The organism is Streptomyces sp. NPDC056486 (genome assembly GCF_042795295.1).
In the GTDB taxonomy this organism is placed as follows: domain Bacteria; phylum Actinomycetota; class Actinomycetes; order Streptomycetales; family Streptomycetaceae; genus Streptomyces.
Map to the genome: position 1 here is coordinate 144,631 of NZ_JBHTSF010000003.1, position 14,990 is coordinate 159,620.

Annotated in this window: 11 protein-coding genes; 7 read left to right on the forward strand and 4 right to left on the reverse strand. The window is 69.7% G+C overall.

Going from position 1 to position 14,990, the window contains the following annotated elements:
- Nucleotides 1-152 precede the first annotated feature (152 nt).
- The 3 genes from ACFQ7F_RS03110 to ACFQ7F_RS03120 form a co-directional block, all read right to left on the reverse strand.
- The gene (locus tag ACFQ7F_RS03110) at nucleotides 153-1,598 is read right to left on the reverse strand and encodes a tannase/feruloyl esterase family alpha/beta hydrolase (RefSeq protein WP_383265343.1); all 1,446 of its coding nucleotides are present in this window, start codon (nucleotides 1,596-1,598) and stop codon (nucleotides 153-155) included.
- A gap of 112 nt (nucleotides 1,599-1,710) precedes the next feature.
- Nucleotides 1,711-3,237 carry a PHB depolymerase family esterase gene (locus tag ACFQ7F_RS03115; RefSeq protein ID WP_383265183.1) on the reverse strand — a complete coding sequence of 509 codons (1,527 nt, stop codon included), beginning with the start codon at nucleotides 3,235-3,237 and terminating at the stop codon, nucleotides 1,711-1,713.
- A 364-nt stretch (nucleotides 3,238-3,601) separates the two neighbouring features.
- Nucleotides 3,602-4,126, reverse strand: a complete 525-nt coding sequence (locus ACFQ7F_RS03120; RefSeq protein ID WP_383265186.1) for a flavodoxin domain-containing protein — start codon at nucleotides 4,124-4,126, stop codon at nucleotides 3,602-3,604.
- 629 nt (nucleotides 4,127-4,755) lie between these two features.
- Here ACFQ7F_RS03120 and ACFQ7F_RS03125 point away from each other — a divergent pair.
- The 4 genes from ACFQ7F_RS03125 (at nucleotide 4,756) to ACFQ7F_RS03140 (ending at nucleotide 9,145) form a co-directional block, all read left to right on the forward strand.
- Nucleotides 4,756-7,107, forward strand: a complete 2,352-nt coding sequence (locus ACFQ7F_RS03125; RefSeq protein WP_383265189.1) for a phosphoketolase — start codon at nucleotides 4,756-4,758, stop codon at nucleotides 7,105-7,107.
- A 30-nt stretch (nucleotides 7,108-7,137) separates the two neighbouring features.
- Nucleotides 7,138-7,986, forward strand: coding sequence for a universal stress protein (locus tag ACFQ7F_RS03130; protein WP_383265192.1), 849 nt, complete (start codon nucleotides 7,138-7,140; stop codon nucleotides 7,984-7,986).
- Between the two features lie 74 nt (nucleotides 7,987-8,060).
- Nucleotides 8,061-8,705 (forward strand): hypothetical protein, encoded by a 645-nt coding sequence (locus ACFQ7F_RS03135; protein WP_383265195.1) that lies wholly within the window; start codon nucleotides 8,061-8,063, stop codon nucleotides 8,703-8,705.
- Nucleotides 8,702-9,145, forward strand: coding sequence for an RDD family protein (locus tag ACFQ7F_RS03140; RefSeq protein WP_383265197.1), 444 nt, complete (start codon nucleotides 8,702-8,704; stop codon nucleotides 9,143-9,145). The genes ACFQ7F_RS03135 and ACFQ7F_RS03140 overlap by 4 nt, the downstream gene beginning before the upstream one ends.
- A gap of 29 nt (nucleotides 9,146-9,174) precedes the next feature.
- Here ACFQ7F_RS03140 and ACFQ7F_RS03145 read toward each other — a convergent pair whose 3' ends face one another.
- Nucleotides 9,175-10,623, reverse strand: coding sequence for an MFS transporter (locus ACFQ7F_RS03145; protein WP_383265200.1), 1,449 nt, complete (start codon nucleotides 10,621-10,623; stop codon nucleotides 9,175-9,177).
- 191 nt (nucleotides 10,624-10,814) lie between these two features.
- Here ACFQ7F_RS03145 and ACFQ7F_RS03150 point away from each other — a divergent pair, with 191 nt between their 5' ends.
- Genes ACFQ7F_RS03150 through ACFQ7F_RS03160 form a run of 3 tightly spaced genes read left to right on the forward strand, consistent with a single transcriptional unit; the run spans nucleotide 10,815 to nucleotide 14,983 of the window.
- Nucleotides 10,815-11,234, forward strand: coding sequence for a hypothetical protein (locus ACFQ7F_RS03150; protein ID WP_383265346.1), 420 nt, complete (start codon nucleotides 10,815-10,817; stop codon nucleotides 11,232-11,234).
- A 12-nt stretch (nucleotides 11,235-11,246) separates the two neighbouring features.
- Nucleotides 11,247-12,251: a polyphosphate kinase 2 family protein gene (locus ACFQ7F_RS03155; protein WP_383265203.1), complete on the forward strand. Its 1,005-nt coding sequence runs from the start codon at nucleotides 11,247-11,249 to the stop codon at nucleotides 12,249-12,251.
- Nucleotides 12,248-14,983 carry a cation-translocating P-type ATPase gene (locus ACFQ7F_RS03160; RefSeq protein WP_383265206.1) on the forward strand — a complete coding sequence of 912 codons (2,736 nt, stop codon included), beginning with the start codon at nucleotides 12,248-12,250 and terminating at the stop codon, nucleotides 14,981-14,983. The genes ACFQ7F_RS03155 and ACFQ7F_RS03160 overlap by 4 nt, the downstream gene beginning before the upstream one ends.
- Nucleotides 14,984-14,990 lie beyond the last annotated feature (7 nt).

Here is a 14,990-nt window from a genome sequence, read left to right on the forward strand (position 1 = left end):
ACGAAACCTCCCCGAGCGCACCGAACTCCCTTACGAATGGGGAGCGTGGCGATCTTAGGTTAACTCGCGCCTTTTGGCTTCCCGTTCAGGAAGCCGACCTTCCGGCACGCATCGCCCTGCCCGGACTTGTGCGACATCGTTGTCCGAATTCCCTACCCGGCAAGGGGGCACCGGGCGAGCAGATCCGCCGGGTCGGCCGCGTCCGGACGCGGCACGGTACGGCTGGGCGACGGCCGCTCTCCCCGGTCGAGCCAGGTCTCCATCGCCATGAAGGCGGAGCGGTGGCAGGGCACCAGGGGCCGCAGCTTGTCGGGGAACGTATCGAAGAGCGAATCGACGTGCGTACCGCCTTCGACGCGGTAGTAGCGGAACAGGTCGCCGCGGCCCGCGCCGCGGACCATCTTCGCGTAGACGTCCGAGTCCTTGCTGATGGGCAGCTGGACGTCGAGGGTGCCGTGCACGGTGATCAGCGGCTTGCCGATGCGTCCGGTCAGAGCGATCTTCCGTACGGCGGCGCGGACTTCGCGTGGCCGGGACGCGTACGCGTAGTCGGCGTCGCATGCCGGTGTCCCCGGTGCGCAGAAGGGGGTGCCTGCCTCCGTCGCACCGTCGTAGGCCGGGTCCAGCTCCTCGCGGTAGATCCGCTGGGTCAGGTCCCAGTAGACCTGGTGGTGGTAGGGCCACAGGAATTCCGAACCGGCCGGGAAGCCTGCGGCGACCATCTCCCGATGGGCTCTGCCTGCTCCTTCGCCACCCGCCGCGTAGATCGGGTAGGCGCGCAGCGCGGGCGGCAGGAAGTCGAGCAGGTTCGGGCCCTTGGCCTTCCACAGAGTGCCTTCCCAGTCCACTCCCCCGTCGTAGAGGTCGGGATGGTTCTCCAACTGCCAGCGCACCAGATACCCGCCGTTGGACATGCCGGTGGCCAGCGTACGCGCGGGAGCCCGGTGGTATCGCTGCGCGACCACTGTCCGGGCGGCGCGGGTGAGTTGGGTGACGCGTTCGTTCCATTCGGCGATCGCGTCGCCAGGACCGTCCCCGTCCCGGTAGAAGGCGGCGCCGGTGTTGCCCTTGTCGGTCGAGGCGAACGCGTAGCCCCGGGAGAGCACCCAGTCGCCGATCGCCCGGTCGTTGGCGTACTGCTCGCGGACCCCGGGGGTGCCCGCGACCACCAGGCCGCCGTTCCACCGGTCGGGCAGGCGGATGACGAACTGCGCGTCGTGCTTCCCACCGTGGTTGGTGTTGGTCGCCGAGGTGTCGGGGAAGTAGCCGTCGATCTGAATGCCGGACACACCGCGAGGCGTCGTGAGAGCGGCGGGGGTCAGTCCCGCCCAGTCGGCCGGGTCCGTGTGGCCGGAGGTGATCGTCCCCGCGGTGGTCAACTCGGCCAGGCAGGACTTCTCCTGACGTTCGGCGCCGGGCACCTTCAGGCGCGCCGACGACGCGCAATGCTGCCCTGTACTGCCGCCCTGGCCTCCGCCACGCTGTTCGGCCGCCGCAGGGACCGCGGCGAGCGTGACGAGCATCGCCGTCAAGGCGATGGCACTGCGGAGCGGGAGGGCGGGGCGCACCTTACGGGGCAGAGGTCTGGGCGGATCCATGACGGGCACGGGTGGTACCTCCGGTGGTCGTGAACGCGTACGGCGGCTACGTGGAGCAGCGGTGGCAGGACCGAAGTCCGGCGCCACCGCTGTCAGGTGCTGTGGGAGTTCGTCAGGGGCAGGTGCCGTCGGCAATGACGTAATGGCCGATTGGCGATTCCTTGAGGGTGTGCGTGACGGCCGTGTTGTAGAGGCCCATGTTCTGGTTCGAGCCCTTGGCGTAGACGTAGCCGCCGTTGGTGGTGGCCCGCCCGGCCTGGACCTGCTGATAGTTGTTCGCGGTCCAGCACTTGGCGGCGGAGCCCGTGGTGGAGGCGGTGACCTGGGCCGACCGCGTACCTGCTGTGCCGGCCGCATCGCGAGCGGCGACGCTGTACGTGTGGCTGGCGCCGGAGCTGAGACCGGCGTCCGTGAACGGAGGCCCTGTCGGCGTGGCGACCCGGACACCGTCCCTGTACACGGCGTACGACGCGGCGCCCTCGACGCTGCTCCAGTTCAGAGTGACGGACGTGTCACTCGCGCCGGTCGTGGCCAGGCCGCTCGGGGCGGGCAGGCCGCCGGGGGCCGGGGCGGAGCCGTCCAGGCCGAAGAAGCCGGTGATCCAGTAGCTGGAACAGATGGAGTCGATGAAGTTCGCCGTTCCGGTCGCACCGCACTCCTGTGCGCCTGTTCCCGGGTCGACCGGGGTGCCGTGGGCGATGGAGGGGACGCGGTCGACTTCTACGGCGACGCTCCCGTCCGTCCCGAGGTACTGCTCCCTGCGCGTCGAATTGGGGCCGATGGTGGAGGTGCGGTCCGGGCTCTGGTCGAGGCCGTTGACGGCGGTCCACTGGTCACGCAGTTCGTCGGCGTTCCTCTTGGCGACGGTGGGGTCGTTGTCGCCCTGCCAGATCGCCACCCGCGGCCAGGGGCCGCCATAGCCGGGGTGGGCGTCACGGACGCCTTGTGCCCAGGCCGCTGGGGTGCGGTCGACGCCGGGGTTCATGCAGCTGTACGCCGAAAGCACGTCGTCGGCGCAGTCGTACGGGAGGCCCGCGATCACGGCGCCCGCCTTGAACACGTCCGGGTAGGTGGCGAGCATCACCGACGTCATGGCGCCACCGGCCGACAGACCGGTGACGTACGCACGTTCCGGATCGGCGTCGTACGCGGAACCGGCGTGCGCCACCATCTGACGGATCGACGCGGCCTCGCCCTGCCCGCGTCGGGTGTCCCCTGGCTGGAACCAGTTGAAGCACTTGCTGCTGTTGTTGGCGGACGTCTGCTCGGGGAAGACGAGCAGGAAGCCGTGCTGGTCGGCGAATTTCACCAGGCCCGCGTTGTCGGCGTACAGCTGCGCGCTCTGACTGCAGCCGTGCATGGCCACCACCACCGCGGGGTTCGCCGCCAGGGTGGCCGGACGGTACACGTACATGTTCAGGCTGCCCGGATTGGCGCCGAAGTCGGCGACCTTCTCCAGGGCGACGGCTGTCGGCGCGGCCTGTGCGGCGGGCGACGGCGCGAACACCGCTCCGGCCACGACCAGGCCCACGACGGCGGTCACACGCCCCAGGGCCCGGCGCCACCGCCCCCTTCCCTTCGCCCGGGCAAGCGGCCCTTCGGACGACTGCGGATTCACATGTCTCTCGTACGACGGCATGGCGGCTCCCGACGGAGGGCTACGCGGTCTCCGGGGCGGATCACGCGACCCCGGAGACCGTCCGCTCCTGCTGCGGGCCGGGACGCCGGGGTGCCGGCAACCGTAGGAGCCACCACAACCGGGGCAGAATGGCGACGGCCGCCACAACGCCGTCAACTGCCGCTGGTGTCAGACCTGTTGTCGCATGGCCTTGTGCGTGGTATCAGCGGCGTTCGGGCCTGGCAGCCGTGCAGGCCCTGGTTGAGTTCCCGCAGTACCGCCTCCAACAGGCTGCGCGTGCCGCCCAGGGAGGGGTCCGCGAGTTCGCCGTGTCCCGCGGGGCCCGGCGAGCCCGGTCCGCGTCGACCAGTCGTGTTCCGCGGAGTCACAGGCCCGTGTCGGCGGCGTCGGCACTGGCGAGCCCGCGGTGGATACGCTCCGCCCAGTTGTCGACGGCCTTCCAGTCCCGGTGGTCGCCGTAACGTCCGCCGCGCGCCCGGAAGGCCAGATGCCGCCACCCCGGAACATGATCGCGGTAGACGGCTCCGGCCAGCATCTGGTGCTCCCAGGGGCGGATGAGGGAGCGGATCCCGGCCAGCTGCCGGGGCTCGACGCTGCGACGGACGGGCCAGTGTCCCGCGTGGGGCGGCACGCTGACGCTGTACAGCCAGGTCGGATGCGTGGCGAGGGTGCTGGGGTGGCTGCGGATGAAGTCGGTGGCCTGCCCGAGCCAGGCCCCGTGATGCACCGCGCTGCCCAGCACGAAGGCGTCATAGCCCCCCGTCTTCTGCTCCGCCGCCAACGGCACGACGACCGTGACGTGCCCGCACTCCGCGAGCCGGGTCGCGAGGCGCTCCGCGATGCCGTGCGTCGAGCCGTGCACCCCGGTGTAGCCGACCAGGATGTTCATTCCATAGCTCCTCTTCCGTGACGTGGACACGCGCCGGTTCCAGGGCGTGACCTTGAGACCGAGGTACGGCCTTTCCCGGGAGCCGCACGGGGATTTCGGAACATCGAAGATGCTCTCCGGACCGGGAAAGGCCGCCGCCCTCGCACCGGCGGGCAAGCGCCATGGGCGATCGCCGGGCGAGGCGTTGTGGTGGCGACGTGAGGCATGGACGCCGGGCCGGACGGTCTGCTGCCGTCCGCGGCGCTCTGCAGGTGCTCTGCCCCAAGGCGCGACATCTCGGCTCCCCCGCTGTCAATTGAAATCGACACGAAAAGGTAGAACGCCGAGGTCTGGGGCATTCGCCACCATAGAGGGACTCGACAACATCGAACAGGTGTCTGTCAGCCACTGTGGCCACTCGCCTGGACCGGGCTCCGACGAGGTGTGGGCGGCGATGCGCCGGGTACCTCGATATGCCGGTACGGCGATGCGCCGCGATCCGCGGCCGCCCACCGAGGCCGGTTCGCCCCTCCCCGACCGGCCTCCTCGGTGGAACCGTCCCAAGCACGGCCCCTGCCGGGGCATGGCCCCGCCCGCGCACGCCTGATCGCTCACGCAACACCTCCGAACACCCCGACGCAGGAGGCACCGTGGCACTCGTACGAACAGCGGCCCTCGACGCCCATTGGCGCGCGGCGAACTACTTGGCCGCCGGTCAGATCTATCTGCTGGGCAATCCTCTGTTGACCGAACCGCTGCGACCCGAACACATCAAGCCACGCCTCCTCGGCCACTGGGGCACCTCGCCCGGCCTCAACCTCATCCATACGCATCTGAACCGCGTCGTCAAAGAGCACGACCTCAACGCTCTGTGCGTGTGGGGGCCGGGGCACGGCGGCCCGGCAGTACTCGCCAACTCCTGGCTGGAGGGCTCGTACAGCGAGACGTACCCCGATGTCACGAGGGACGCGGCGGGCATGGCGAAGCTCTTCCGCCAGTTCTCGTTCCCCGGCGGTGTGCCGAGCCATGTGGCTCCCGAGACGCCCGGCTCGATCCACGAGGGCGGCGAGCTCGGCTACTCCCTCGCGCACGCCTACGGAGCCGCTTTCGACCACCCCGGGCTGCTCGTCGCGTGTGTCATCGGCGACGGCGAGGCGGAGACGGGCCCCCTTGCGGCCTCCTGGCACTCCAACAAGTTCCTCGATCCCGCCCACGACGGCGCGGTCCTGCCGATCCTCCACCTCAACGGTTACAAGATCGCCAACCCGACCGTGCTCTCCCGGATCCCGGAGGCCGAACTCGACTCCCTGCTCAAGGGGTACGGCCACGAGCCGCTGCACGTGAGCGGCGACGACCCGCGCAAGGTGCACCAGTCGCTGGCCAGGGCCATGGACCAGGCCCTGGAGCGCATCGTCGCGATCCAGCGGGCCGCCCGGAGCGGCGGCGCGCACGGCCGGGCGCGCTGGCCCGTGATCGTGCTGCGCACTCCCAAGGGCTGGACCGGTCCGACGACGGTGGAAGGAGAACCGGTCGAGGGCACCTGGCGTTCGCACCAGGTGCCGCTCGCTCTCGTACGTGAAGACCCCCACCATTTGGCCCAGTTGGAGGCGTGGCTGCGCTCCTACCGGCCGCAGGATCTCTTCGACGAGCACGGCCGCCCCCGCGCGCAGGTTCTCGACTGCGTCCCCGACGGCCTTCGACGGCTCGGGGCGAACCCGCACGCCAACGGCGGCCTGCTCACCCGCGATCTGCCCGTGGAGCCGCTCGAACACTTCGCTGTCCCCGTAGACAAGCCGGGTACGACCCAGCACGAGCCCACGCGGGTCCTCGGCTCTCTGCTCGCCCGGATCATGGCGGACACGTCCGAGCGCAGGGACTTCAGGGTCGTGGGTCCCGACGAGACCGCGTCCAACCGCCTCGACGCGCTGTACGACGTCACCGGCAAGGCCTGGCAGGCACAGATCCTCGACACCGACCAGCACCTCTCCCGCAGCGGGCGCGTCATGGAGGTCCTCTCCGAACACCTCTGCCAGGGCTGGCTGGAGGGCTACACCCTCACCGGCCGCCACGGCCTGTTCTCCAGCTACGAAGCGTTCGTCCACATCGTCGACTCGATGGTCAACCAGCACATCAAGTGGCTCAAGACCTCACGGCTGCTGCCGTGGCGCGCACCGGTGCCTTCCCTCAACTACCTGCTCACCTCGCACGTCTGGCGCCAGGACAACAACGGCTTCTCGCACCAGGACCCCGGGTTCGTGGATCACGTACTCAACAAGAGCCCCGAGGTCGTCCGCGTCTATCTGCCGCCGGACGCCAACACCCTGCTCTCCGTGTCCGAGCACGTCCTGCACAGCCGTGACTACGTGAACGTCGTCGTCGCGGGCAAGCAGCCCTGCTTCGACTGGCTCTCCCTGGACGAGGCGCGCGTCCACTGCGCGCGCGGCGCCGGCATCTGGCAGTGGGCGGGATCCGATGCCGGCGGGCGCGAGCCCGACGTGGTGCTCGCCTGCGCGGGCGATGTGCCCACGCTGGAAGTCCTGGCCGCGGCCGGTCTTCTGCGCGAGCACCTGCCCGAACTCGCCGTCCGCGTGGTCAACGTCGTCGACATGACCCGCCTGCTCCCCCACGAGGAGCATCCGCACGGCATGCCCGACGCCGAGTACGACGCTCTCTTCACCACCGACAAGCCGGTGATCTTCGCGTACCACGGCTATCCCTGGCTGATCCACCGCCTCGCGTACCGCCGCACCGGGCACAGCAATCTGCATGTACGCGGCTACAAGGAGGCGGGCACCACCACCACGCCGTTCGACATGGTCGTACGCAACGACCTCGACCGGTACCGCCTCGTCATGGACGTCATCGACCGGGTCCCCCATCTCGCCGTCCGCACCGCTTCCCTCCGCCAGGCCATGGCCGACACCCGCTCCCGCCACCACACTTGGATCCGCGCCCACGGCACCGACCTCCCCGAGGTCGCCGACTGGACCTGGATCGGCTGACGCCCCGACCACACCGCGGAGGTGCGCACCATGCCCGCGCAGCAGACCATCACCGCCGGCGTCGACGGCTCACCCGAGAGCCTGGACGCCGCCGCCTGGGCGGCCCACGAAGCCCTACGACGTGACCTGCCCCTGCACCTCGTCCAAGCCTTCGACCCGCCGGCGGAACGCAGCCGGCTGCCGGAGATCGACGTCCCGTCCCAGCGCGAGAGCGGAGCACTCGGGCGCGCCGTCCTGCAACTCTCGAACGCGCACCCCACCCTCAGGATCCTCGACGAGCAGGTCACCGGATCACCGGTGGGTGCGCTGTTGGCGACAGCCAGATCTTCGGCTCTGCTCGTCCTCGGCTCACGCGGTTCCGGCGCGCTCGCCAGGGCCCTGGTCGGCTCGGTCGCGCTGGCCGTCACCGCACGTGCCTCCTGTCCCGTCGCTCTCGTACGGGCTTCGGACCACTCCGAGGACCGGGACCCCGCGGTCGGCCCGGATCATCCGGTCGTGCTCGGTCTCGACCTCGCCCATCCCGGCGACGAACTCCTTGAGTACGCCTTCGACGCGGCGGCGTCCCGCCAGGCACCCCTCCATGTCGTGCACGTCTGGACCGCCCCGCTGATCCCTTCCGCCGACGCCATCGACCCCATGCCGGAGAAGGCGCACCGCCTTACCGCCGAACTCGCCCCCTGGCGGCGGAAGTTCCCCGGAACGCTGGTCACCGACCGGCTCGTGCACGGTCTGGCCGGCCATCACCTGGTCAAGGCGACCTCGACCGCCGCGCTGCTGGTCATCGGCCGCCGTGTACCTGTCGGGCCGCACCTCGGACGGACCACGCACGCGGCCGTCCACCAAGCCGACTGCCCGGTGGTCGTCGTCCCGCACTACTGATGGATCACCCCGCCGCGGGCGACTCACCCGCGGCGGAGGATGCCAGAGCCGCCGGTTACCGCTGCGATCACCGGATGGCTGATGAAAACGCGTGGGGCCCTGTGGCCTTCGTCGCCCGACGGGCGCGGAGTGTCCTTGGCATCGTGGATGAGGCGGCGGGCACGGTGATCCGTGCGCTGACTGCCGTGGTTCTCGACCGCATCGACCTTGACGACCTCGTGGCACGTGTCGACGTGAACCGGATCGCGGACCGGGTCGACGTACGGCGGGTGGCCGACCGGGTGGACGTGGAGACGATCGCCGACCGCGTCGACGTGAACCGTATCGCCGAACGCATCGACATACGCCGGATCACCGACCGGGTGGACGTCGAGGCGATCGCCGACCGCGTCGACGTGAACGGCATCGCGGAACGGGTGGACGTCAATCGGGTCGCCGACCGGATCGACGTCGACCAGGTCGCCGATCGGGTCGATGTCGACGCGGTGATCGTGCGGATCGATCTGGTGGGGCTCACCCGTGACGTGCTGTCCGAGATCGACGTCGGGCGGATCGTCCGCGACACCGGGGGTGGGATGGCCGCGGAGACCGCCGACGCGATCCGGCTGCTCGGCAAGCGCGGGGACCGGAGCGTCAACCGGTTCAGCGACCGGCTCCTGAAGCGTGCGGGGCCGCCTCAGGACAACGGGGCCGGTCCGCCGCCCGGGCGTGCCCGGTGACCGTGCCGGCGGGCGGGCCCGCACCCGATCCTGCCGGGATCGTCTCGCGTGGCATCGCCGCGGTACTCGATGCGCTGGTCCTTGCCGTCATCGGCTTCGCGATCCAGGCGGGCGTCGGGGGTGTGCGACTGCTCGTCACCGGTCCTCCGTTCCACTTCCCCAATCCGTCCGTCTGGCTCTCCGGCGCCTCGGGTTGGACCCTCGCCGTCCTGTACCTCGCCTGCTCCTGGGCCGCGATCGGGCGCACGGCGGGAGACCGGCTGATGGGGCTGCGCGTCACCGACCGCGCAGGACGGCTTCTCGGGTGGCCGCGCTCCCTGGTGCGTGCCGCTCTGTGCGTGACGTTCCCGTTGGGCCTGTGCTGGATACCGCTCAGCAGACGCCGCGCGTCGGTCCAGGACCTGGTGGTCCTCAGTGCCGTCCGTTACGACTGGCATTGACGCCGTCCAGCGGTACGGCCCACGCGTTTTCACCCGTGCCGGGTGGGGGGCGGGGTCCGGGGCAGCATCGCGGCGGCGCCGAACCCGCCGAGCCCGATGACGCCGAGCACCGCGAGCGCCACGGCGTACGGCCCCGCGGACGGGTCCGCGACGAGGATGGTGCCCGCGATCGCGGTGCCCACCGAGGAACCGAGGTTGGACACACTGCGCGAGAGGCCCGATATCTCACCCTGCTGGTCCTCGGGGAAGCTCGACTGCACCACGTTGACCGAGGGGGTCAGCATCACCCCCATTCCCAGGCCGATGAGGAGCAGCCCGGGGACGAAGATCCAGGCGCTCGGAGAACCGTGGGCCGAAGTGAGCAGCAGACCGATGCCACAGATCGTCGTGGCGAACCCGACCATGACCAGCGTGCGTTGCTCACGCCTCTTCGCGAAGCGCGAGGCGCCCAGCGAGGACACGAGCAGGCCGATCGTGGACGCGCTGAAGATCACGCCGGTGTCGATCGCGTTGTACCCGCGGACGACCTGGAGGTAGGCGGCGACCACGAACGACACCCCCATGAGCATCAGCCACTGGGTGTGCTGGGTGATCAGACCGAGGTTGGACGTGCGGTTGCGGAACAGCTCGGTCCGCAGCAGTGGTTGGGCCCCGGCGCGTTCCTTCGCCCGTACCCAGCGGAAGAAGGCCAGCTGCGTCAGCCCACCGGCAAGCAGCAGACCGGCCATCAGCCAGGCGTTGTCGTCGGCGACGAGGATGCCCATGACGAGCAGGACCAGACCGGTCGCGGACAACACCGCGCCACCGGTGTCGAATACACGGTCGGGGTCCGGCGGGACCGGGTCGTCGATGCGGCGCGTGAGGACGATGATCACCGCGACCACCAGGGCCTGGAAGACGAAGGCGGCCCGCCAGCTGATCGCCGAGGTGATGAGCCCGCCGATCAGCGGCCCCGCGGCGGCACCGATCCCGCCCATCGCCATGATCGCCCCGAAGGCACGGGCACGGTCGGCCACGTTCGTGAACACGAGGGTGGTGAGGATGTAGACGGGCGGGATGAGCAGGGCCGTACCGACGCCCTGGAAGATGGAGTTGCCCAGGATGAGGATGCCGAGGCCGGGTGCCACCGCGCTGAGCACGGTGCCGACTCCGTACACGGCGAGGCCGATGACGAGGCAGCGCTTGCGGCCGTAACGGTCGGTCAGGATGCCGCCCGGGATCATCAGCGCCGCCATGACGAGCAGGAAGAGCGTGATCGTGGTCTGTACGCCCTGCACCGTGGTGTCCAGGTCCTTGCTGATGTCCTTGATCATCACGTTCATGTTCGAGCCCGCGAAACTGCAGACGAACTGGGCGAGGGCCAGCGGCACGAGCACCTGACGCGGCCAGGGGCGCTTCTCCTGCCGGGCATCTGCTCCGTCCCGGGCGCCTGCTCCGTCCTGGGCGCCTGTTCCGTCTGGGGTGGACGGCACGGTCATCGCCTTGCCTCCGTTCGCGGTCCTGCGCCCCCGTTCGCGGGCCGGACGACGGCCAGCCTCCTGGGCGGCCCGCCCTGCGGCGTCACCCTCGGAGGGTGACGACCGGGGGCACCGGCCGGGGGCAACACTCGGGGCACAGCGGTGCGATCGGCACCCTCATCGAGTACGGCCTTGAGTACGGAGGTCCTGTCATGGCCACCTCGACCACTCGGCGCCACACCCCGGGCGCGACACAGACGGCAGCCGCCGGGCTGACCATCTTCGCCGGGGTTCTGCTGTTCCTCTCCGGATCCATGGACTTCTGCCGGGGTCTCATGGCCGTCCTCAAGGACAGCGTCTTCGTCACCACACCCGGGTACGCCTTCGAGTTCAACCTGACGACCTGGGGCTGGATCCACATCATCATCGGCACGATCGCGGTGGTCGTCAGTTTCGGCCTGTTCGTCGCCGCGACGTGGGCCAGGGTCACAGGCATCGTCATCACGTCACTGATGATCATCGCCAGCTTCCTGTCCCTCCCGTACCACCCCATCTGGTCCATCACCCTGATCGCGATGGACGGGTTCATCATCTGGGCCCTGTGTGTCGTGGAGAAGGATTCCGTCTACTAGCCGAGGTGGCCCATGAAGGACGGACGGGCGCACACGGCAGACGATCGGGCGGAACGGATCGCTGAGTTCATCGCGCCGCTGCGGGTCAAACCCGGCTCGAAAGTAGATCTGTCCAAGGACTTCGATCCCACGCACAAGAAGGGGATCAAGAAGAAGAAGGACGGACAGGAACTGCTCCGCAGCGGCGTCGCCCTGCTGGCCGACTACCAGCGGCGGCTGGCCGCCGAGGGCACTCATGGGGTCCTGCTGTGCCTTCAGGCACTGGACGCCGGGGGCAAGGACGGCACGATCCGCCACGTGATGAGCGGGGTGAATCCCCAGGGCGTGCGCGTGGCCGGCTTCAAGGTGCCGTCGGCCGCGGAACTCAGCCACGACTACCTCTGGCGATACTCCCGTGACCTGCCGCGCCGCGGGGAGATCGGCATCTTCAACCGGTCCCACTACGAGGAGGTCCTGGTCGTTCGGGTGCACCCCGAACACCTCACCCGTCAGCGGCTGCCCGGGAAGGTCGAGGGGAAGAAGATCTGGCGCCGGCGCTACCGGGAGATCAACGACTGGGAGCGGTATCTGACGGACAACGGCTTCAGGATCGTCAAGCTGTTCCTGAACCTGTCCAAAGAGGAACAGCGCGTCCGCTTCCTCAAACGGATCGACGTCCCGGAGCGCAACTGGAAGTTCTCGGCGGCCGACGCCCGTGAACGCACCATGTGGGACGACTACCAGACGGCATTCTCCGAGATGCTGTCCGCGACGAGTACGTCCTGGGCACCTTGGTACGTCGTGCCCGCGGACCGCAAATGGTTCGCACGCACCTGCGCGGCGGCGGTGCTCGTCCACACCCTGCTGGACATCGACCCGCAGTATCCGGAGATCGACGACAAGAACAGGGCCGCACTGGAGCTCGAGAAGCGGAAGTTGGAGGACGAGGCGCCTGCCGGGGCGGCTTCGGACCCGTACGCGGCACGGGCCGCCGCGGGCGCCCGGCGACCGGGCGGCGAGCGGAGGCGGGTGCGATGACCGCACAGGCACCCGACCACGGCGGTCATCTCGCACAGGCCGACGCCTGGTACGCCCGCACAGCCCTCTCGGTGACCGCGGAACTCGATGTCGACCCGGCCGTGGGCCTGGACGCCGCGCGGGTGACCGCGCGGCTCGCCAAGGACGGGCCCAACTCCCTGCCGGAGGAGCGGACGCCCGGCGGCTGGGTCCGGTTTCTCGGTCAGTACACCTCGTACATGCAGATCATCCTCGTCGCCTCCGCCGCGGTGTCGCTCGCCATCCAGGAGTGGGGCACCGCGGTGGTGCTGCTCAGCCTGACCGTCCTGAACGCGGTCATCGGGATACGGCAGGAGGGCAAGGCCGAGAGCGCCATGAACGCCCTCAAGGAGATGACGAAGGCCACCGCGCGGGTGCGGCGCGAAAGGACGGAGGCCGAGATTCCCGCCGAGGAGGTGGTCGTCGGGGACATCGTCCTGCTCACCGCGGGGGACGAGGTGCCCGCCGACGGACGGCTCGTCGCCACGAGCGCTCTGCAGATCGACGAGTCCGCTCTCACCGGGGAGAGCGTTCCCGCCGCGAAGGACTCCGCGCCGGTACGGGTCAGCGGGCTCGGACCTGCCGACCAGACGGACATGGCCTTCATGAACACCCCGGTCACGCACGGCAGCGGCGTTCTCGTGGTCACGGCCACCGGCGTCTCCACCGAACTGGGCAAGATCTCGGGGATGCTGTCGGCCACGCGGCGCGAGGAATCGCCGCTCACCCGGGAGTTGAACCGCCTCACGCTGTGGATCGTCGGGGCGGCCGGCATCACCATGGTCCTGATGTTCGCCCTGGGGCGCGGGCGTGGTGTGCCGTGGGACGCGCTCTTCGTCAGCGCCGTGTCCCTGGCGATCGCCGCCGTCCCGGAGGCACTGCCCACGGTGACGCAGACGATCCTCTCGCGCGGCGGTCTCGACCTGGCCCGACGCAACGCGATCGTCAAGGACCTGCCCTCGGTGGAGACACTGGGCTTCACCTCGGCCGTCAACTCCGACAAGACCGGCACGCTGACGATGAATCAGATGACCGTGGTCGAAGTGGTGGACCCCTTCGACCGCTACACGGTCTCGGGAACCGGTTACGCCCTGGAGGGCCGGATCCACCATGCCGCGGGCAGCTCACCCGGCATCGAGGACGCGATCCTGCCGTATCTCGTCGCCAGCGACGCCTCACTCGTGGACGGACGGGTGGTGGGCGACCCGACCGAGGGCGCACTGCTCGTGCTCGGTCACAAGGCGGGCCTCGACGTCGACTCCACACGCCTGGGGCTCCCCCGGCTCGCCACTCTGCCGTTCGACCCGGCGTACAAACTCATGGCCACCTTCCACACGGCCCGTGACGCGAAGGGCCTGCCGGTCGTGCGCTGCTTCGTCAAGGGAGCCGCACCGGCCGTGCTGGCCCTCACCACCACCGCCCTGGCGAACGGTTCGGTCATCCCCTTCGACACCACGCTGCGGACGCGGGCCCAGAGCGAGCTCGAACGGATGGAACAGGCGGGCCGCCGTGTGATGGCGGCCGCCACCCGCGACCTCGACCCCGCCGGATTCGCGCCGGACGGGAATCTCCTCGCCCAGGTCACGGAGTTGTGCGTGACGAGTCTGGTCGGTATGGCCGATCCGCCGCGCGCCGAGTCCCGGGACGCCGTGGCCGCCGCCCAAGCCGCCCATATCCGCGTACGGATGGTGACCGGCGATGACGTCATCACCGGCGCCGCCATCGCCGGACAGGTCGGCATCGAGGGCGAGGCGATCCTCGGCGCCGACTTCGCGGCCCTGTCGCAGGACGAACGCCTTGCCCGCATCGATGACATCGGTGTGGTCGGCCGGGTGGCTCCCGAGCACAAGGTGCTGCTTGCCGAGACCCTGAAGCAGAAGGGCGATGTGGTCGCCATGACGGGCGACGGCGTCAACGACGCCCCGGCCATCAAGGCCGCCGACATCGGCATCGCCATGGGATCGGGCACGGAGGTCGCCAAGAACGCCGGCCGGATGATCCTGTCCGACGACAACTTCGCCACGATCGTCCACGCGGTGGAACAGGGCCGCAAGATCTACGACAACCTCACCAAGTACATCCGCTTCGTCCTGGTGCTGCTCGTCGTGTTCGTCCTGACGTTCCTCGGTGCCGCGCTCTTCGACATCGCCGACGGCGAGCCGTTCACACCCGCCCAAGTGCTGTGGATCCACTTCGTTGTCAACGCCGCCTTCGGCTTCTCCCTCGGGTTCGACCGGGTCAGCCCCGGCCTCATGTCCCGTCGCCCGCGGCCCCGCGGCGAGCCCGTGATGACCGGCGGTCTGATGCTGACGGTCGGGCTCGCGGGGACGGCGGTGGCGACCGGACTCCTGACCATGATCCAGATCGGCGCGACCCGCTACGACAGCGTCCGCGTCGGCAATTCCATCGCCCTGACCTCGTTCGCGCTGTGCCTGATCGTGGCCGCCCTCGAATGCCGCAGCCAGACGGACACGGTCCTTACGGCCGACACCTTCGACAGCAAGCAGCTGAACTGGACGGTGTTCGGGGAGTTCGTGCTCGCCGTCCTGGTGACCCAGATGGACGCCTTCAACCGGCTGCTCGACACCACGCCGCTCGGCATCGGTCAGTTCGGCTGGGCCCTGCTCCCTCCCCTCGCACTCCTTGCCCTGTGGGAACTGGGCAAGCTCGTCACCCGCCGCCGTCACCTGCCGTCCGGCGCCGGGCAGAGGTGAGAGGCCG